Annotated in this window: 15 protein-coding genes; 3 read left to right on the top strand and 12 right to left on the bottom strand. The window is 68.4% G+C overall.

Annotation, left to right across the window (positions count from 1 at the left end):
• Positions 1 to 111: 111 nt before the first annotated feature.
• Genes nusB through AC5ZH6_RS11880 form a run of 3 tightly spaced genes read right to left on the bottom strand, consistent with a single transcriptional unit; the run spans position 112 to position 2,299 of the window.
• Positions 112 to 579: a transcription antitermination factor NusB gene (gene nusB, locus AC5ZH6_RS11890; protein WP_006370251.1), complete on the bottom strand. Its 468-nt coding sequence runs from the start codon at positions 577 to 579 to the stop codon at positions 112 to 114.
• A 14-nt stretch (positions 580 to 593) separates the two neighbouring features.
• Positions 594 to 1,157, bottom strand: a complete 564-nt coding sequence (efp, locus tag AC5ZH6_RS11885) for an elongation factor P (protein WP_006370250.1) — start codon at positions 1,155 to 1,157, stop codon at positions 594 to 596.
• Positions 1,158 to 1,192: 35 nt separating this feature from the next.
• Complete coding sequence (locus tag AC5ZH6_RS11880) at positions 1,193 to 2,299, bottom strand: M24 family metallopeptidase (RefSeq protein ID WP_006370249.1); 1,107 nt, start codon at positions 2,297 to 2,299, stop codon at positions 1,193 to 1,195.
• A 102-nt stretch (positions 2,300 to 2,401) separates the two neighbouring features.
• On the opposite strand from AC5ZH6_RS11880, the gene AC5ZH6_RS11875 reads away from it, so the two are divergent.
• Positions 2,402 to 2,902 (top strand): B-4DMT family transporter, encoded by a 501-nt coding sequence (locus AC5ZH6_RS11875; protein ID WP_006370248.1) that lies wholly within the window; start codon positions 2,402 to 2,404, stop codon positions 2,900 to 2,902.
• A gap of 12 nt (positions 2,903 to 2,914) precedes the next feature.
• Here the strand turns inward: AC5ZH6_RS11875 and aroB are convergent, their stop codons facing one another.
• The 8 genes from aroB to alaS form a co-directional block, all read right to left on the bottom strand.
• Positions 2,915 to 4,036, bottom strand: coding sequence for a 3-dehydroquinate synthase (gene aroB, locus AC5ZH6_RS11870; protein WP_006370246.1), 1,122 nt, complete (start codon positions 4,034 to 4,036; stop codon positions 2,915 to 2,917).
• A complete protein-coding gene (locus tag AC5ZH6_RS11865) occupies positions 4,033 to 4,596 on the bottom strand; it encodes a shikimate kinase (RefSeq protein ID WP_288337965.1) in 564 nt (187 codons plus the stop codon). Before AC5ZH6_RS11865 ends, aroB begins: the two co-directional genes overlap by 4 nt.
• Entirely contained in the window at positions 4,593 to 5,801 is a 1,209-nt protein-coding gene (gene aroC, locus AC5ZH6_RS11860) for a chorismate synthase (protein WP_035728005.1), read from the bottom strand. The genes AC5ZH6_RS11865 and aroC overlap by 4 nt, the downstream gene beginning before the upstream one ends.
• 70 nt (positions 5,802 to 5,871) lie before the next feature.
• A complete protein-coding gene (locus tag AC5ZH6_RS11855) occupies positions 5,872 to 6,258 on the bottom strand; it encodes an A24 family peptidase (RefSeq protein WP_006370243.1) in 387 nt (128 codons plus the stop codon).
• Positions 6,259 to 6,348: 90 nt separating this feature from the next.
• Positions 6,349 to 7,293, bottom strand: coding sequence for a shikimate dehydrogenase (locus AC5ZH6_RS11850; protein ID WP_370530200.1), 945 nt, complete (start codon positions 7,291 to 7,293; stop codon positions 6,349 to 6,351).
• A complete protein-coding gene (mltG, locus tag AC5ZH6_RS11845; protein WP_006370241.1) occupies positions 7,263 to 8,639 on the bottom strand; it encodes an endolytic transglycosylase MltG in 1,377 nt (458 codons plus the stop codon). The genes AC5ZH6_RS11850 and mltG overlap by 31 nt, the downstream gene beginning before the upstream one ends.
• Before the next feature lie 685 nt (positions 8,640 to 9,324).
• Positions 9,325 to 9,780 (bottom strand): Holliday junction resolvase RuvX, encoded by a 456-nt coding sequence (gene ruvX, locus AC5ZH6_RS11840; RefSeq protein WP_006370240.1) that lies wholly within the window; start codon positions 9,778 to 9,780, stop codon positions 9,325 to 9,327.
• Positions 9,780 to 12,593 (bottom strand): alanine--tRNA ligase, encoded by a 2,814-nt coding sequence (gene alaS, locus AC5ZH6_RS11835; protein WP_020171432.1) that lies wholly within the window; start codon positions 12,591 to 12,593, stop codon positions 9,780 to 9,782. The genes ruvX and alaS overlap by 1 nt, the downstream gene beginning before the upstream one ends.
• Before the next feature lie 125 nt (positions 12,594 to 12,718).
• Here alaS and AC5ZH6_RS11830 point away from each other — a divergent pair, with 125 nt between their 5' ends.
• Positions 12,719 to 13,186 (top strand): OsmC family protein, encoded by a 468-nt coding sequence (locus AC5ZH6_RS11830; RefSeq protein WP_288337963.1) that lies wholly within the window; start codon positions 12,719 to 12,721, stop codon positions 13,184 to 13,186.
• A gap of 167 nt (positions 13,187 to 13,353) precedes the next feature.
• Here AC5ZH6_RS11830 and AC5ZH6_RS11825 read toward each other — a convergent pair whose 3' ends face one another.
• Positions 13,354 to 14,331: an IS481 family transposase gene (locus tag AC5ZH6_RS11825; RefSeq protein ID WP_288337962.1), complete on the bottom strand. Its 978-nt coding sequence runs from the start codon at positions 14,329 to 14,331 to the stop codon at positions 13,354 to 13,356.
• A gap of 155 nt (positions 14,332 to 14,486) precedes the next feature.
• On the opposite strand from AC5ZH6_RS11825, the gene AC5ZH6_RS11820 reads away from it, so the two are divergent.
• Positions 14,487 to 15,248, top strand: a complete 762-nt coding sequence (locus tag AC5ZH6_RS11820) for a dienelactone hydrolase family protein (RefSeq protein WP_288337961.1) — start codon at positions 14,487 to 14,489, stop codon at positions 15,246 to 15,248.
• The last annotated feature ends 25 nt before the right edge of the window (positions 15,249 to 15,273 follow it).

Here is a 15,273-nt window from a genome sequence, read left to right as displayed (position 1 = left end):
TCCGCCTCACGGGACGGATCGTTAAAGGATGTCTGTCGCGGCCAAGACTACACGCCGGCATCGTGTACGCCGAACCGGACTCGAGCCGCGCCGGCCCCGGTGGACTCGAGCTCAGTGGTTGTCGCGGTCCGAACCCGCCGCCTGCGCGGCCCGCACCTGCGGGGCGAGGTCGGCGATCGTCTGCAGCACCCCGTTGACGAAGGCGGGCGAGTCGTCGGTGGACAGTTCCTTGGCGAGTTCGACCGCCTCGTCGACCACGACGATCGGATCGACGTCGGTGGCGTTGAACAACTCCCAGGTGGCCAGGCGCAGGATCGCCCGATCCACAGCGGGTAGTCGCTGCAGGGTCCAGCCCTTCAGGTGCGAGGAGATGACCGCGTCGATCTGCGCCTCGTCGGCGACCAGACCGTCGACCACCCGCGCGGTGTAGGGATGGATCTGTCCGACACTCTCGTCGGTTTGCACCAGCTCCCGCCGTTCGGCGACGAGTTCGGCCGGGCTGACGTCCTTGGCCTCCGCCTCGAACAGCAGGTCGATGGCGCGGCGGCGCGCCTTGTGTCGGGTTCCGGGCTGCTTCACGTGTGGGGATCTCGCTAGTTGTTGACGCGGCCGAGGTAACTGCCGTCGCGCGAGTCGACCTTCAGTTTGTCGCCGGTGTTGATGAACAGCGGAACCGCGATCTCGGCACCCGTCTCCAGGGTGGCGGGCTTGGTGCCGCCGGTGGAGCGGTCGCCCTGCAGGCCCGGATCGGTGTGGGTGACCTCGAGCTCGACGGTGACCGGCAGTTCGACGAAGAGCGGGGTGCCGTCGTTGAGCGAAACCTGCACGGTCATGTTCTCCAACAGGAACCGGGCGCCGTCGCCGACGGTGGCCGGTGCCAGCGAGTACTGCTCGTAGTCCTGGGCGTCCATGAAGACGTAGTCGGTGCCGTCGTTGTAGAGGTAGGTCATGTCGCGACGGTCGACGGTCGCGGTCTCCACCTTGACCCCGGCGTTGAAGGTCTTGTCAACGGTCTTGCCGGACAGGATGTTCTTGATCTTGGTGCGCACGAAGGCCGGACCCTTGCCGGGCTTGACGTGCTGGAACTCCAGGATCTGCCAGAGCTGGTCATCCATGCGCAGCACGAGGCCGTTCTTGAAATCGGCGGTGGTCGCCATATGTGTCGTCTCTTCCTTCTTGACGTCGAGAACCGTCAGATGACGGTGAATGTCTTGTCGCTGGCGGTCAGCAGCTCCGGATCGCCGTCGGTGACGACGAGGGTGTCCTCGATCCTGACTCCACCTCGGCCCGGGAGGTAGACCCCGGGTTCCACGGTCACCGCTGCGCCGCAAGGCAGTGTACCCGTTGCGAGCTTGCCGATTCCGGGCGCTTCGTGGATCTCGAGGCCGACTCCGTGTCCGAGACCGTGCACGTAGTTCTCCGCGTGACCGGCGTCGGCGATCACCGTCCGGGCCGCGGCGTCCACCCCGCGCAGGTCGGCACCCGGGTGCAGCGCCGCCCGCCCGGCGGACTGTGCGGTGGCGACGAGCTCGTAGATCTCACGCTGCCACGGTGCGGCGCGACCGAGCACGAAGGTCCGGGTCATGTCCGAGTGGTAACCGCCGAACACCGCACCGAAGTCGATCTTGACGAAGTCGCCGTCGGCGAGCACCTCGTGGGTGGGGCGATGGTGTGGGATCGCCGAATGGGCGCCGGCGGCGACGATCGTCTCGAAGGCCACCGCGTCGGCGCCGTGCCGGTACATCTCCCATTCCAGGGCGCGAGCGACCTCTCGTTCGGTGGCACCCGCCCGTAATCCCCCGCCGTCGATGAGTGCCGCGAGTGCCTCGTCGCCGATCCGGCAGGCCTGCCGCAGCAGTGCGATCTCCCCGGCATCCTTGATTTCCCGTAGGCCCTGGACCAGGCCCGTCCGGCCGACGAGTTCGACACCGTCGGGTGCGTCCGCACCGAGGGCCCGGTGCGCGGCGACCGTGAGGGCGTCGGCCTCGAAACCGACCCGGCGCGCCCCGGCGTCGGCGGCGACGCGCAGCAGTGCCGGTGGGCAGTCGCGGGCGAGGACGGCCTCGAGGTCGCCGGCTTGCTCACCGACCTGGGTCTGATAACGGCCGTCGGTGCAGATCCGGTCACCCGCCGGACCCGAGGCCGAGATCAACACCGCACCGTTGGAGCCGGTGAACCCGGTCAGGTAGCGCACGTTGGTGAGATCACCGACCAGGAAGGCATCGACGGCGTGGTCACCACTGACGATCAGGTCGCGCAGCCGATCACGACGACCGGCGTGGTCATGTGTGGGGGTCATCGGTTCACGCTAGCCCGACGCATTCCGGGACAGGACCTACGACATGATGCAAAGTGTGGCCAAGAGCACTGGATGTGCTGACCCTCTAGTAACGTGTTCGGCATGTTCTCCTCCTGGTTGCTGCGCGGAGTCGTCATGACCGCGGTACACGTCGCGGCCCGAGTGGTACTCGGACTGGCCATCATCCACGCTCCCCTGCATTCCACGGTGTGGAAGACGATCGCGGTCGCCGTGGTCGTGCTGGTGTCCCTGCTCTGGGGCGGCATCGACGGCATCGCCGACGCGCGGGCCAACCCCGATCCCGACGATTACGAGGACCTGACCGTCCGCTGGCTCAAGGCCGGCGTCTTCGCAGGTGTCGTCGCGGGCCTCATCTCCTGGATCCTGGGCAGCTTCGTCTTCGCCGGGATCGGCCAGGCCAGCTTGTGGGTCGAACTGATCGCCGGTGGCTCGTTCACCGCGCTGCTGATCTTTGTCCCCGCGTTCGTCGGCGCGGCGGTGGGTCGCTGGCTGATGCGCCGCGACCAGCGCAAGAACTCCCACGACGACGACTGGTCGGTGCACCCCGACGCGCAACCAACCGAGCAGATCGAGCGGGTCTGACCACCGAACCACTCAGAGCAGGGTCGCCCCGCCCGGCGCCGCTTCCGCGGCAACCGCCGAGTATGCGGCGGCGACCAGCGAAGGGTCGGGGCCCTCGAGGCGTCCGGGTTTGGCGAGTCCGTCGAGGACCACGAAACGCATGACCCCGGAGCGGTTCTTCTTGTCGCCCGCCATCGTGGTGAGCAGATCGCCGAGGGCATCGGCGTCGTAGGTCGTCGGCAATCCGACGAGGGAGAGGATCGCCGCGTGCCGATCGGCGGTCGCGTCGTCGAGCCGACCGGCCAGCCGCGCGAGTTCGGCGGCGAAGACCAGCCCCACCGACACCGCAGCGCCGTGGCGCCAGCGGTAGCGTTCGCGACGCTCGATGGCGTGACCGAGCGTGTGACCGTAGTTCAGGATCTCCCGCAGCGACGACTCCTTGAGGTCGGCGGACACCACATCGGCCTTGACCTGCACCGATCGTCGGATGAGCTCGGGGAGGACGTCGGCGGTCGGGTCGGTGGCCGCGGCCGGGTCGGCCTCGATGATGTCGAGGATCGTCGGGTCGGCGATGAATCCGGTCTTGATGACCTCCGCCAGCCCGGCGATCACCTCATTGCGCGGTACCGTCTCGAGGGTCGCGATGTCGATGAGTACCGCGTCGGGCTCGTGGAATGCGCCCACCAGGTTCTTGCCGGCATCGGTGTTGATGCCGGTCTTGCCGCCGACCGCGGCGTCGACCATCGCCAGCAGGGTGGTGGGAACGTGGATGACCCCGATCCCCCGCATCCAGGTGGCGGCCACGAATCCGGCCAGGTCGGTCGCGGCGCCGCCGCCCAACGAGATGATCTTGTCGTTGCGTTTGAGCCCGATCCGGCCGCACACGTCCCAGCAGAATGCGGCCACCGCGAGATCCTTGCCGGCCTCGGCGTCCGGGATCTCGACACGATGTGCGTCGAATCCCTTGCCGGACAGGTATTCCCGGATCTGCTCCGCGGTCTGGGCGAGCGTCGGCTGATAAAGAATCGCGATCCGATCGGCGCCGGCGGCAGCATCGGCGAGCTCACCGAGCAGACCGCGACCGATGATCACGTCATACGGCGATCCGGCATTGACGCGGATCCGTACCGGCTCGGTGGTCGTCGGGTCGCTCATGTGGTCCTCTCGGGTACGAGTTCGCGGGCGATCGCGGCGATGATGACGTCGGCGACATCCTGCGCGTCGCCGTCGGCCGCGTCGACCTCGATGGTCGCGACGCCGCTGTAGATCTCGGCGCGGTCGGTCAGCAGTTCACGGTAGCGGGCGGCCGGATCGCCGTCGGCCAGCAGCGGTCGATCGGACCCCGAGACGCGCGAGAAGCCGTCCTCGGCACCGATTTTCAGGTGGACGACACGGTGTCCGTCGAGCGCGTCACGGACCGCTTCGGTGGTCACCGCACCCCCGCCGAGGGCCACCACCCCGCGGTGGTTCTCCAGGACGTCGGTGACGACGTCGCATTCGATCTGGCGGAACCGGGTGGGCCCGGCACCGGTGAAGATCTCCGGGATGGTCTGGCCGGTGCGGGTCACGATCTCGGCGTCGGTGTCGACGAAGTCGATGCCGAGCTTGTCGGCGAGTATCCGTCCGACTGTGGACTTTCCGGCACCCATGAACCCGACGAGCACGGCGACCGGACGATCGGGACCGCCGGTCACCGGCAGTGATGCGCCGGTCATGAACGCGGGGGCCGGGACTCGACGTGCTTGAGGTAGCCGCGCAGGTTCTCACCGGTTTCGGTGGCCGAATCGCCGCCGAACTTCTCCAGCGCCGCCTGGGCGAGTACCAGCGCGACCATGGCCTCGGCGACCACACCCGCCGCGGGCACCGCGCACACGTCCGATCGTTGATGGATGGCGCTGGCCTGATCGCCGGTGCTCATGTCGATGGTCGACAGGGCGCGCGGCACCGTCGAGATCGGCTTCATCGCCACCCGCACCCGCACGTCCTCGCCGTTGGTCATGCCGCCCTCGAGGCCACCGGCCCGGTTGGTCGACCGCAGCACGCCGTCGGGCCCGGGGACCATCTCGTCGTGGGCGGCGCTGCCACGGCGACGCGCGGTCGCGAAACCGTCACCGACCTCGACACCCTTGATCGCCTGGATCCCCATGAGTGCACCGGCGAGTCGGGCGTCGAGGCGGGTCTCACCACTCACGTGCGAGCCGAGCCCGACCGGCACATTCGTCGCGACGACCTCCACCACGCCACCGAGGGTGTCGCCGTCCTTCTTGGCCGCCTCGATCTCGGCGATCATCGCCGCCTCGGCGTCGGAGTCGAAGGCACGGACCGGGCTTGCGTCGATCGCCTCGAGGTCGGCGATCCGGGGCGGCGGGCCGTCGTAGGGCTCGCTCGCCCCGATGGAGATCACGTGCGAGACGACGTCAACGCCGAGCACCTGCCGCAGGAAGTTGCGGGCGACGGTGCCCGCGGCGACCCGCGCGGCGGTTTCGCGGGCGCTGGCCCGCTCGAGCACCGGGCGCGCATCGTCGAAGCCGTACTTGAGCATCCCCGAGTAGTCGGCATGCCCGGGACGCGGACGGGTGAGGGGCGCATTGCGCGCGCTGCCGTCGAGTTCGGCGGCATCGACCGGATCGGCCGACATCACCGTCTCCCATTTGGGCCACTCGGTGTTGCCGATCTCGACCGCGATCGGACCGCCCATCGAGAGTCCGTGGCGCAGACCGCCGATCACCGTCACCTTGTCTGCCTCGAACTTCATCCGGGCCCCTCGTCCGTATCCGAGACGGCGACGGGCCAACTGTTCGGCGATATCCGACGAGGTGATCTCAACTCCGGCGACCATACCCTCGACGATCGCCACGAGTGCCGGGCCATGCGACTCTCCGGCTGTTATCCAGCGCAACACAAGAATCCATTGTTCCATGCGGGCCACGCGGCCCGCGAACAGCCCTGACCAGGCCCGGCCGCCGGCGCCGACGACCGGCGCACGAGCCTCAACCGATCGCCAGGACGAGGACCGCGGCAAGGATCAGCGTGGGGCCGTGCGGGCGTCGCACCGGGCCGCCACGCCGATGTCCGATCAGGACTCCCACCTGGGCGAGCGCAACCATCAGCAGTGCCGCGACCGGGTGCGCGAGGAGGCCACCGAGGACGAATCCGAGTTTGACGTCGGCTCCCCCGCACCATCGGCGGGTGAAGGCGAGCAGGTACGGAACGGCCCCGGCCAGGGCCGCGATCAGCACGTGCGGGGCCGTCAGCCCGCCGACGACCACCGCGAGCACGCCCGGCCACAGCAATCGATTCGGGATGCGCGCGGTGCGCCGGTCGCTCTCGGCGACCACCGCGAGCCAGATCATCACCACCAGCGCCGTCGCAACCATGCCGCCAGTGTGGTCGGTGGCGTCGGTGGGCTCGGGCGCCGGACGGCCCGCCGGCGTCGGGCTGTGGACCGTCCCGTCTCTGTGAGTGCGTCAGGAGGCCGCGTCGGCTCCGGCGAACACCTCGGCCATCACCGTGCGCGGTGCCGGCAGGCCAGTGAATTGCTCGACCTGGCTGAACGCCTGGTTCAGCAGCATCACCAGTCCACCGGCCACCCGACCACCCGCAGCCCGAACCGCGGTGGCCAGCGGGGTGGGCCACGGGTCGTAGATGACGTCGACCAGACGCGCGGAGCCCGAGACGGCGTCGATCACCGGTGTGGTCGCCGACGCCGGGACCGTGGAGACGGCGACCGCGGCGTCACGGCAGCGCCGGCTCAGGTCGTCGGTGCTCGCGAAATCGGCCACCTGCACCGACATCCCGAGATCGCGCGCCAGAGTGAGCACGTCGGCGGCGCGCTGCGCGCTGCGGGCGACGACGGTGAGTTCGCCGATCCCGACCGCGGCGAGCGCCGCGACGGACGGTAACGCGGTACCGCCGGCCCCGACGAGCACCGCGGAATCGGGAAGGTCGCCGCCGACGACGTTTGCCGCGACACCGAGGTGTTCGAGTGCACCGGTCATGCCGTCGATGTCGGTGCAGTCCGCTCGCCAACCGGTCACGGTCCGCACCAGTGTGTTTGCCGAACCCACCAGGACCGCACGTTCGGTGCGCTCGTCGGCGACGGCGAGCGCGGCGAGTTTGTTCGGCATCGTGACCGAGAAACCGATCTGCTCGGCCGGCGCCGCGGCGACGACCCCCGGAAGATCCGCTGCGGTGCACTCACGCCGCGTGTAGGTCCAGTCCTCCAACCCCAGCGCACGGTAGGCGGCCAGGTGCAGATCCGGCGATCTCGAATGCGACACCGGGGAGCCGAGCACCGTGGCTCGGCGGGCGGTGCGCCCGCCCACCGGGGCGCACAGCGGCGGACGCGCCAGCACCGAGCCGGCCTCGTCGAGCGGACCGGTCACCGGCACGTGATGAATTTGTTCTGGCATGCGGTGGCGATGTTGCGCCGATGCTGATCGAAGTCGTCGGTGAACAGTGTCGTCCCCTTGGAGTCGACGGTCACGAAGTACAGCCAGTCGCCGTCGGCGGGCTGCTCCATCGCCTCGACCGACGGCTCTTCCACCGCACCGATCGGTGTCGGCGGAAGGCCCTTGCGCACGTAGGTGTTCCACGGCGTGTCGGCCTTGAGCGCGTCGTCGTGCAGGTTCAGGTCGACGACGCTGGCGGTGTAATTGGCGGTCGAATCGAATTCCAGCCGTTGGCCTTTGGCGAGCCGGTTCAGGATGACCCGCGCCACCTTCGGGTAGTCGTCGGGTTGCACCTCGCCCTGCAGCAACGATGCGGCGACCAACGTCTGATAGGGACTGAGCCCGGACTTGTTGTTGCTCACCAGACCCCAGCCCTCGTACATGGCGGCGCTCTTGGTGATCAGGGTGTTGAGTATCTGCGTGGCGTTGTCGTGCGGATCGATGTCCTCCCACGTGCCGGGCGCGATCAGGCCCTCGATCCGGCGATGGTCGCCGTTGAGTGCCGTCACCGACTCCTGCGCCCAGCTCGGGACACCGAGCTCGGTGATACTCGCGTTGGCGGCCGCGTCGGACAGTTGCTGCTCGGTCACCCCGAGGCGTTGTCCGTTGATCTCGACGCCGGTCTGGTCGGCGATCATCGCGAAGATGCCCGGGGTGACGCGTCCCGAGGTGTCGCGCTTGGTGTCCAGCGGGGTGCCGGGAGGTACGACGATGCGCCCGACGCGGTTGGTCGAGTCGGAGTCGGTGATCAACTTCACCGCCTCCGCCGCCGGGATCTGGGTGCGCAACTTGTAGTAGCCGCTGGACAGCGAGGCTCCATCGGCGGCGTCGACGAACGCGCGGACGCTGCCGACGACGTTGTCGTCGACGAGAATGCCGCCGATCTGTTTGATCGACGCGTTCGCCGGGACGTGCACGAGCACGTCAGCGGTACCCGCGGCGTTCGTGTAGTCCTTTCGGGAGTCGAAGAGCCCGGCCTTGTCCGCTCCCCAGTACCCCACCCCGGCGACCAGCGCCAGCATCACGACGGCCACCACGGCCATGCCGATCCGGCGTCGGCGCCGACGGGCGACCGCCGCCGGACGACGTTCGGGATGGTCATCGAGGTCTGGGTGGGAGTCGTCGGATACGGGTGCGAGGACGGTGTCGTCGGCCGGTTCGACCAGTTCGTGCGGTGCGGTCAGGTCGTGATCGACGCGATCATCGGTGCGAAGGGATCCGGTGTCGTCTCGATCGGCGAGGTCGGCGTCGGCCTCGGGAACGGCGAGCGTCGGTTCGGCCAGGGCGGCCAGCGCGCCCGGTGCCACACCTGCCTCCCGCCGGCGATCTGCCGACCGGTCACGGGCCGCCGACCGGCTCGTGGTCGCGGGGGCTGACGATGCGTCGGGATCGATGCGCTCCGGCTGCGCGCGCTGTGGTTCGGTCCGCTGTGATTCGGCCTGCTGTGGTTCGGCCTGCCGCGGCGCGGGGATCGGAGCGGTGCGGGGGGCGGACCGCTGGGCGCGTGAACGCAGCGTCGGCTGCGGCGCAGATGGGGTCGCCTCGTCGGCGGACTGCGGCGCGGGCGCCTGTGCCGCTGTCTGGGGTGCCGCTGTCTGGGGTGCCGTTGTCTGGGGTGCCGTTGTCTGGGGACCATTCCCGGGTCGGGCCACCCGATCATCCGAAGACGCCGGCACTGCCGGCCATGATCCCGACGGGGTGCCCGCCGGTCCCGTGCGGCGGCGGCGATGCCGGGTGTTGGGTCGCCCATCCACCGGCTGCGTGAAATACCGCAACCGATCGGGGTCCATGCCGTCGGCGGGGTGGTCCGCTCGCTCCCGATGGCGATTCCGATGCCGTTCGTCGCTCACCGCGGATACCCTCCCTGGTTCCGGTTCGACGGCGCGGCGTGAACCCCGCCCGTCCCCCGACACGTGCGCACGTCGCGCCTCACACTGGACCTGAACCGATCGGACCCTCCGATCGGCGGACGAAGCGACGGCGCCAACGAGCTCATCGTCGCGCGTCCAGCCATCCCTGCAGAATAGCGACCGCAGCCGCCTGATCAATCACCGAACGCGATGCCTTCGCCGACCGGCCACTCGCCCGCAACGCCTGCGCCGCGGTCACCGTGGTGAGCCGTTCATCGACGTACTCGACGAGCACCGGGGCAATCGCGGAGGTCAGGGCGTCGCCGAACTCCCGCGCGGCGGCCACCGCAACACCGTCGGTGTTGCGCAACGTCTTGGGCAAACCGATCACGACACCGACGACCTCGTATTCGGCGGCGAGTTCGGCGATTCTCGTCACATCCGACCCTCCGGACGTGTCCCGTCGCACGGTCTCGACCGGGGTGGCGAGTATGCCGTCGGGATCGCACACCGCGACGCCGATCCGCACGCTGCCGACATCGATGCCCAGACGCCGGCCCCGCCGCGTCTGCTGGTCGTCGTGCCCCGGAGCCGCCATCAGTGCAGGAGCTCGGAGATCCGTCGGATCGCCGGGTCCACGCCGGCCGGATCGGTTCCCGACCCCTGTGCCAGATCGGGTTTGCCGCCGCCGCGGCCGCCGAGGATGGGTGCGATCTCCTTGACCACATCACCGGCCTTGAGCCCGGCCGAGCGGGCGGGCTCGGTGGTGGCGACGACGAACGGCACCTTGGTCTGCTCGGCGTCCTCACCCGGGGAGAACAATGCGATCACCGCGGCACGATCGGAGACCCGGCCGCGCAGATCGCCTGCCACCGAACGCAATCCGTTGGCGTCGAGCCCGGGCAGCGTGCCCGAGACGAGCAACGTCGACCCGACCGTGATCGCCCGATCGAGCAACGTGGCCGCCGACGCCCGTGCCGCCTCGGCGCGCATCTTCTCCAGTTGCTTCTCGGCGTCACGCAATCGCGTGACGAGTTGCTCGACGCGCGCGGGAACCTCGTCGGAGGGCACCTTCAGCGACGACGCGAGACCCGCCATCAGGGCGCGTTCCTTCGACAGATGGCGGAATGAGTCCATGCCGACGTAGGCCTCGACGCGGCGCACCCCCGAACCGACCGAGGACTCGCCGATCAGCGTGACCGGTCCGATCTGCGCCGACGACGAGACGTGGGTGCCACCGCACAGTTCCATCGAGAACGGGCCGCCGATCTCGACGACACGCACCTCGTCGCCGTAGTTCTCCCCGAACAGTGCGAGCGCGCCCATCGCCTTCGCCTCGGCGAGACCGGTCTCGAAGGTGTTGACCCGGTAATCGGCCTCGACTGCCTCGTTGGAGATCTCCTCGATCTGGGTGCGTTGCTCGGCCGACAGCGGTCCCGATGCATGGAAGTCGAAGCGCAGGTATCCGGGGCGGTTCAGCGAACCGGCCTGTGTCGCACCGGGTCCGAGCACCTGACGGAGCGCGGCGTGCACCATGTGGGTACCCGAGTGTCCTTGCGTGGCACCGTGGCGCCAGCTCGTGTCGACGCTCGCGAGGACCTCATCGCCTTCGGCGATCTCCCCGGCATCGACGATGACGCTGTGTAACCACACCGACTTGCCCACCCGCTGAACATCTTTGACGGTCAGCCGGGCGCCGGCACCGGTGGTGATGGAGCCGGTGTCGGCCATCTGGCCACCGGACTCGGCGTACAACGGGGTGCGGTCGAGGATCACCGTCAGTTCCTGACCGGCGCCGGCGCTGCGGACCCGCACGCCGTCGGCGATCAGACCCACTACGCGCGCCTCGGACACGAGCTCTCCGTATCCGGTGAACTCGGTGGGTCCGCGATCGAGGAACTCCCGATACACCCCGGCGTCGGCGTGCCCGGTCTTACGGGCGTTCGCGTCGGCCTTGGCTCGCTGCTTCTGCTCGGCCATGAGTTCGGTGAAGCCGCCCTCGTCGACCTCTAACCCGGCCTCGGCGGCCATCTCGAGGGTCAGATCGATCGGGAAGCCGTAGGTGTCGTGCAGGGTGAATGCATCGCTGCCCGAGAGCGTGTCCTTGTTGGCCGCCTTGGTGGCCGCGGCCGCATCTGCGAACAACTTCGACCCGGCGGCGAGGGTCTTGGCGAACGAGGCTTCCTCGCCGACCGCAACACTCACGATGTGCTCACGCTTGTCGGCGAGTTCCGGATACGACGGCGCCATCAGGTCGATCGCGGCACCGATGAACGCCCCCATCGTCGGGGCGTCCGCGCCGTTGACATTCGGCCCGCTCGCTGCGCTCCCGGCGCCGCTGACATTCGGCCCGCTCGCTGCGCTCCCGGCGCCGCTGACATTCGGCCCGCTCGCTGCGCTCCCGGCGCCGCTGACATTCGGCCCGCTCGCTGCGCTCCCGGCGCCGAGCAGTCGCGCCGAGCGCACCACGCGGCGCAGCAACCGGCGCAGCACGTAGCCGCGGCCGTCATTGCCGGGCAGCACGCCGTCACCGATGAGCATCGCGGCGGTGCGGGTGTGGTCGGCGATCACGCGGAATCGGACGTCGGCCTCGTGGTCACCGGCGCCGTAGGCGCGTCCGGTCACGCTCGCGGCGAGGTCGATGATCGGTTTGAGCAGATCGGTCTCGTAGACGTTGTCGACACCTTGCAGCAGGCAGGCGACGCGCTCGATGCCCATACCGGTGTCGATGTTCTTCTTGGGCAGCGGGCCGAGGATCTCGTAGCCCTCCTTACCGCCACCCGGGCCGCGCACGTTCTGCATGAACACGAGATTCCAGATCTCGATGTAGCGGTCCTCGTCGGCCTCGGGTCCACCTTCGATGCCGTATGCCGGACCACGGTCGTAGAAGATCTCCGAACACGGGCCGCACGGACCCGGGACGCCCATCGACCAGTAGTTGTCCTTCATGCCGCGTCGCTGGATGCGCTCGGCGGGCACGCCGATCTCGTCGCGCCAGATCGACTCCGCCTCGTCGTCGTCGAGATAGACCGTCGGCCAGAGCTTTTCGGCCGGAATGCCGTATCCGCCGTCCTCGACGCTGTTGGTCAGCAGCGTCCACGCGAAGGTGATCGCCTCGCGCTTGAAGTAGTCGCCGAAGGAGAAGTTGCCCGCCATCTGGAAGAAGGTGTTGTGACGGGTGGTGATGCCGACCTCGTCGATGTCGAGGGTGCGCACACACTTCTGGACGCTGGTGGCGCGGTCGAACGGCGGGGTCTGCTCGCCGAGGAAGTACGGCTTGAACGGCACCATGCCGGCGTTGACGAACAGCAGGTTCGGGTCGTCGAGGATCAGCGAGGCGCTGGGCACCTCGGTGTGCCCGGCCTTGATGAAGTGATCCAGGAATCGCTTCCTGATGTCATGCGTCTGCACTGGGTGAGTCCTCGAAAGATCGGCGATGAGCGTATCTGCGGCTTACCAGCCTACCGTCGGCGGACCCCACGCTCTCCGACCGCGTCGGGTATCGCGGCCGTCACCGGCGCGGGCATACTCGGCCCATGTCCGGCGAACACCACTATCGCGTCACCACCACGTGGATCGGCGACCGCGGGACCGGGACGTCCGGGTACCGCGACTACGACCGCACCGTCCGCATCGGCGTCGACGGTAAACCCGATGTGATCGGTTCGGCGGATCCGGCGTTTCGCGGCGATGCGACGCACCACAATCCCGAGGATCTGCTGCTCATCGCGATCTCGCAGTGTCACCTGCTGTCGTATCTGCACGCATGCGTGACCCGCGGTGTCGTCGTCACCGGCTACATCGACGAGGCGAGTGCCGTCATGGCGCAGGAGGGCAACGGCGGACATTTCACCTCGGCGACGCTGCGCCCGACGGTCACGGTTGCCGACGAGTCGATGGTCGCCGACGCCCACGATGCCCACCACGACGCCCACGAGTGGTGTTTCATCGCGAACTCGGTGAACTTCCCGATCGGCCACCACGCCACCGTCACCGTCGGCTGATCGCTGATCGCTGGTCACCGACAGCGCCGCCCTCGGCGAAGCCATCAAATAGGTTGGACGGCAGCTCGATAGACCCGATATGGTCAGATTTCCGTGCAACGTCCCGAGGAGGTGCCACCCGTGAATCAATTGTCGTCGGTGCTCCTCGGAGGAGTCACGGTAGGGCGCTAGGTGTAAGGCCCGGGGAGGTTGTGAACGCGTAGCCGTTCGATCGGTGCGAGTCCGCCGATGCCGGAGTGGGGTCGGTGGTGATTGTAGTGGTGTAGCCAGTCGTCGTAGATGGCTGCGCGGGCGCTGTCGGAGGTGTAGACCTCGGCGTAGGCCCACTCAGATCCCAGAGTTCGGTTGAAGCGTTCGGCCTTGCCGTTGGTTTGCGGCCGGTAGGGGCGAGTTTTCTTGTGTTTGATGTCAGGCCCCAGAGCTTCGGCGAAAGCCCTCGAGCGGTAACAGGCCCCGTTGTCGGTCAAGACCCGCTTCACCGTGATCCCGTATGTTTCGAAGAATGTGTGAGCGCGGTCCCAGAACGCGGCTGCGGTCTCTTTGCGTTCATCGGTGAGGATCTCCGAGTAGGCCAGCCGCGAGTGATCATCGATCGCGTGATGCAGGAATGCATAGCCGGGACGCTGTTTCTTGTTGTGGCGGTTGCCGATTGTGCGCCCGAGTTTGCGGTGCCCGCCCCCATCGGGGATCCGGCCGAGTTTCTTGATGTCGACATGGATCAGGTCACCAGGTGCGTCGTGTTCGTAGCGTCGCGGCGCCGGCCGCCGGACGGGCAGGCCGGTGCTCTGGTCGAGATGACGCAGCAGCGGCATCCGGTAACGACGCAGCACTGCCTCGACCGTGGATCGGGCGATTTTCAAGTGTGCCGCGATACGGGCCGCTCCCCATCGACGCACGAACCGCAGCTTGATGATTCGTCGTTCTCGCCGTTGAGGCAACTGGTTCGGTGAGCGGTGTGGCCGGCTGGACACATCGACCATCGCGGCCTGCCCACCCGTGCGGTAGCGGTCGGCCCACTTCTTGGCCGTGGCCGGTGAGCAATTGAACCGCTCAGCGGCCCGGCGCAGTGGCCAACCGTCATCAACGACGCACCGGGCCAGGATCAGACGGCCACGTTCGGTCAGGAAGGCATTACGGTGGGTCATGAGGGCCTCTCGGTGGTCGGCGTGTGTGTGGTAACCACACCGATACCGGAGGCCCTCACCTGATCACAGTCGCCACGCCGTTCACAACCTGCCTGGGTGTTACAGCTAGGTCGTCCGGGGCGCCGCACCTCTGCACCGCTCCGAGAGGCACGGCCATGCATTTCACTTCTGAACGAATTCTCGACGACGGCATCGCCGAGAAGGAGTTCACCCTCGGCGATTTCACCGGAATCCTGTGGACACCGCCGGCGGCTTCCAGGTCCACTCCGGTCCCACTGATCGTCCTCGGACAACCCGGCAGTATCGGGACCCGACACATGTATCCCCGACTGGCGGCACGGGCCCGTCGCGCCGCCGCGGACGGCTTCGCCGCTGTCACGATCGAGCCGCCCGGCGCCGGCAATCGCACCCCGTTGCCCGGTGCCGACCACGCTCGAGCAGACCTGCGGGGCGCGATCGCCGCCGGCGAACGGCCCGGGGCAGATCTCATCGATCGGCTGGTGCTCCCCCTCCTTGAGCAGGCGGTGCCGGAGTGCCGGATCACTCTCGACGAGATCCTCGGGCGACCGGAGATCGGTGACAAGGTCGGGCTCTCGGGCGGCGTGATCGCCGTGGGTACCCGCCTGGCCGCCGTCGACCCCCGTATTGCGGCAGCCGGGCTTTTCGCAGGTAGCTACGTGCCGTCGGTGACAATGGACGAGGCGCGCCTCGTCACCGCCCCGCTGCACGTTCTTCTCCAGTGGGATGACGAGAGCAACGACCGGCGGATGGCTCTCGATCTCTTCGACGCCTTCGGATCCACCGAGAAGACGCTCTGCGCCAACCTGGGTGGTCACACAGGCGTCCCGCAATTCGCAGGTGAAGAGGCCGCCCGATTCTTTGCCCGCCATCTCGGCTCGCCGCGAGCCCGGCGGTGAACGACCGGGTGGCGAACACCACGGG

The organism is Gordonia sp. YC-XJ4, assembly GCF_059511865.1.
Note: the sequence above shows the minus strand (reverse complement) of the source record. Positions and strands in the feature narration are given on the sequence as shown.

What these genes read in the sequence shown, in the direction of transcription:
- efp (WP_006370250.1), bottom strand. Translation starts at nt 1,157, where the DNA reads ATGGCGACCACCGCCGATTTCAAGAACGGCCTCGTGCTGCGCATGGAT.
- AC5ZH6_RS11880 (WP_006370249.1), bottom strand. Translation starts at nt 2,299, where the DNA reads ATGACCCCCACACATGACCACGCCGGTCGTCGTGATCGGCTGCGCGAC.
- AC5ZH6_RS11875 (WP_006370248.1), top strand. Translation starts at nt 2,402, where the DNA reads ATGTTCTCCTCCTGGTTGCTGCGCGGAGTCGTCATGACCGCGGTACAC.
- aroB (WP_006370246.1), bottom strand. Translation starts at nt 4,036, where the DNA reads ATGAGCGACCCGACGACCACCGAGCCGGTACGGATCCGCGTCAATGCC.
- AC5ZH6_RS11865 (WP_288337965.1), bottom strand. Translation starts at nt 4,596, where the DNA reads ATGACCGGCGCATCACTGCCGGTGACCGGCGGTCCCGATCGTCCGGTC.
- aroC (WP_035728005.1), bottom strand. Translation starts at nt 5,801, where the DNA reads ATGGAACAATGGATTCTTGTGTTGCGCTGGATAACAGCCGGAGAGTCG.
- AC5ZH6_RS11855 (WP_006370243.1), bottom strand. Translation starts at nt 6,258, where the DNA reads ATGGTTGCGACGGCGCTGGTGGTGATGATCTGGCTCGCGGTGGTCGCC.
- AC5ZH6_RS11850 (WP_370530200.1), bottom strand. Translation starts at nt 7,293, where the DNA reads ATGCCAGAACAAATTCATCACGTGCCGGTGACCGGTCCGCTCGACGAG.
- ruvX (WP_006370240.1), bottom strand. Translation starts at nt 9,780, where the DNA reads ATGGCGGCTCCGGGGCACGACGACCAGCAGACGCGGCGGGGCCGGCGT.
- AC5ZH6_RS11830 (WP_288337963.1), top strand. Translation starts at nt 12,719, where the DNA reads ATGTCCGGCGAACACCACTATCGCGTCACCACCACGTGGATCGGCGAC.
- AC5ZH6_RS11825 (WP_288337962.1), bottom strand. Translation starts at nt 14,331, where the DNA reads ATGACCCACCGTAATGCCTTCCTGACCGAACGTGGCCGTCTGATCCTG.
- AC5ZH6_RS11820 (WP_288337961.1), top strand. Translation starts at nt 14,487, where the DNA reads ATGCATTTCACTTCTGAACGAATTCTCGACGACGGCATCGCCGAGAAG.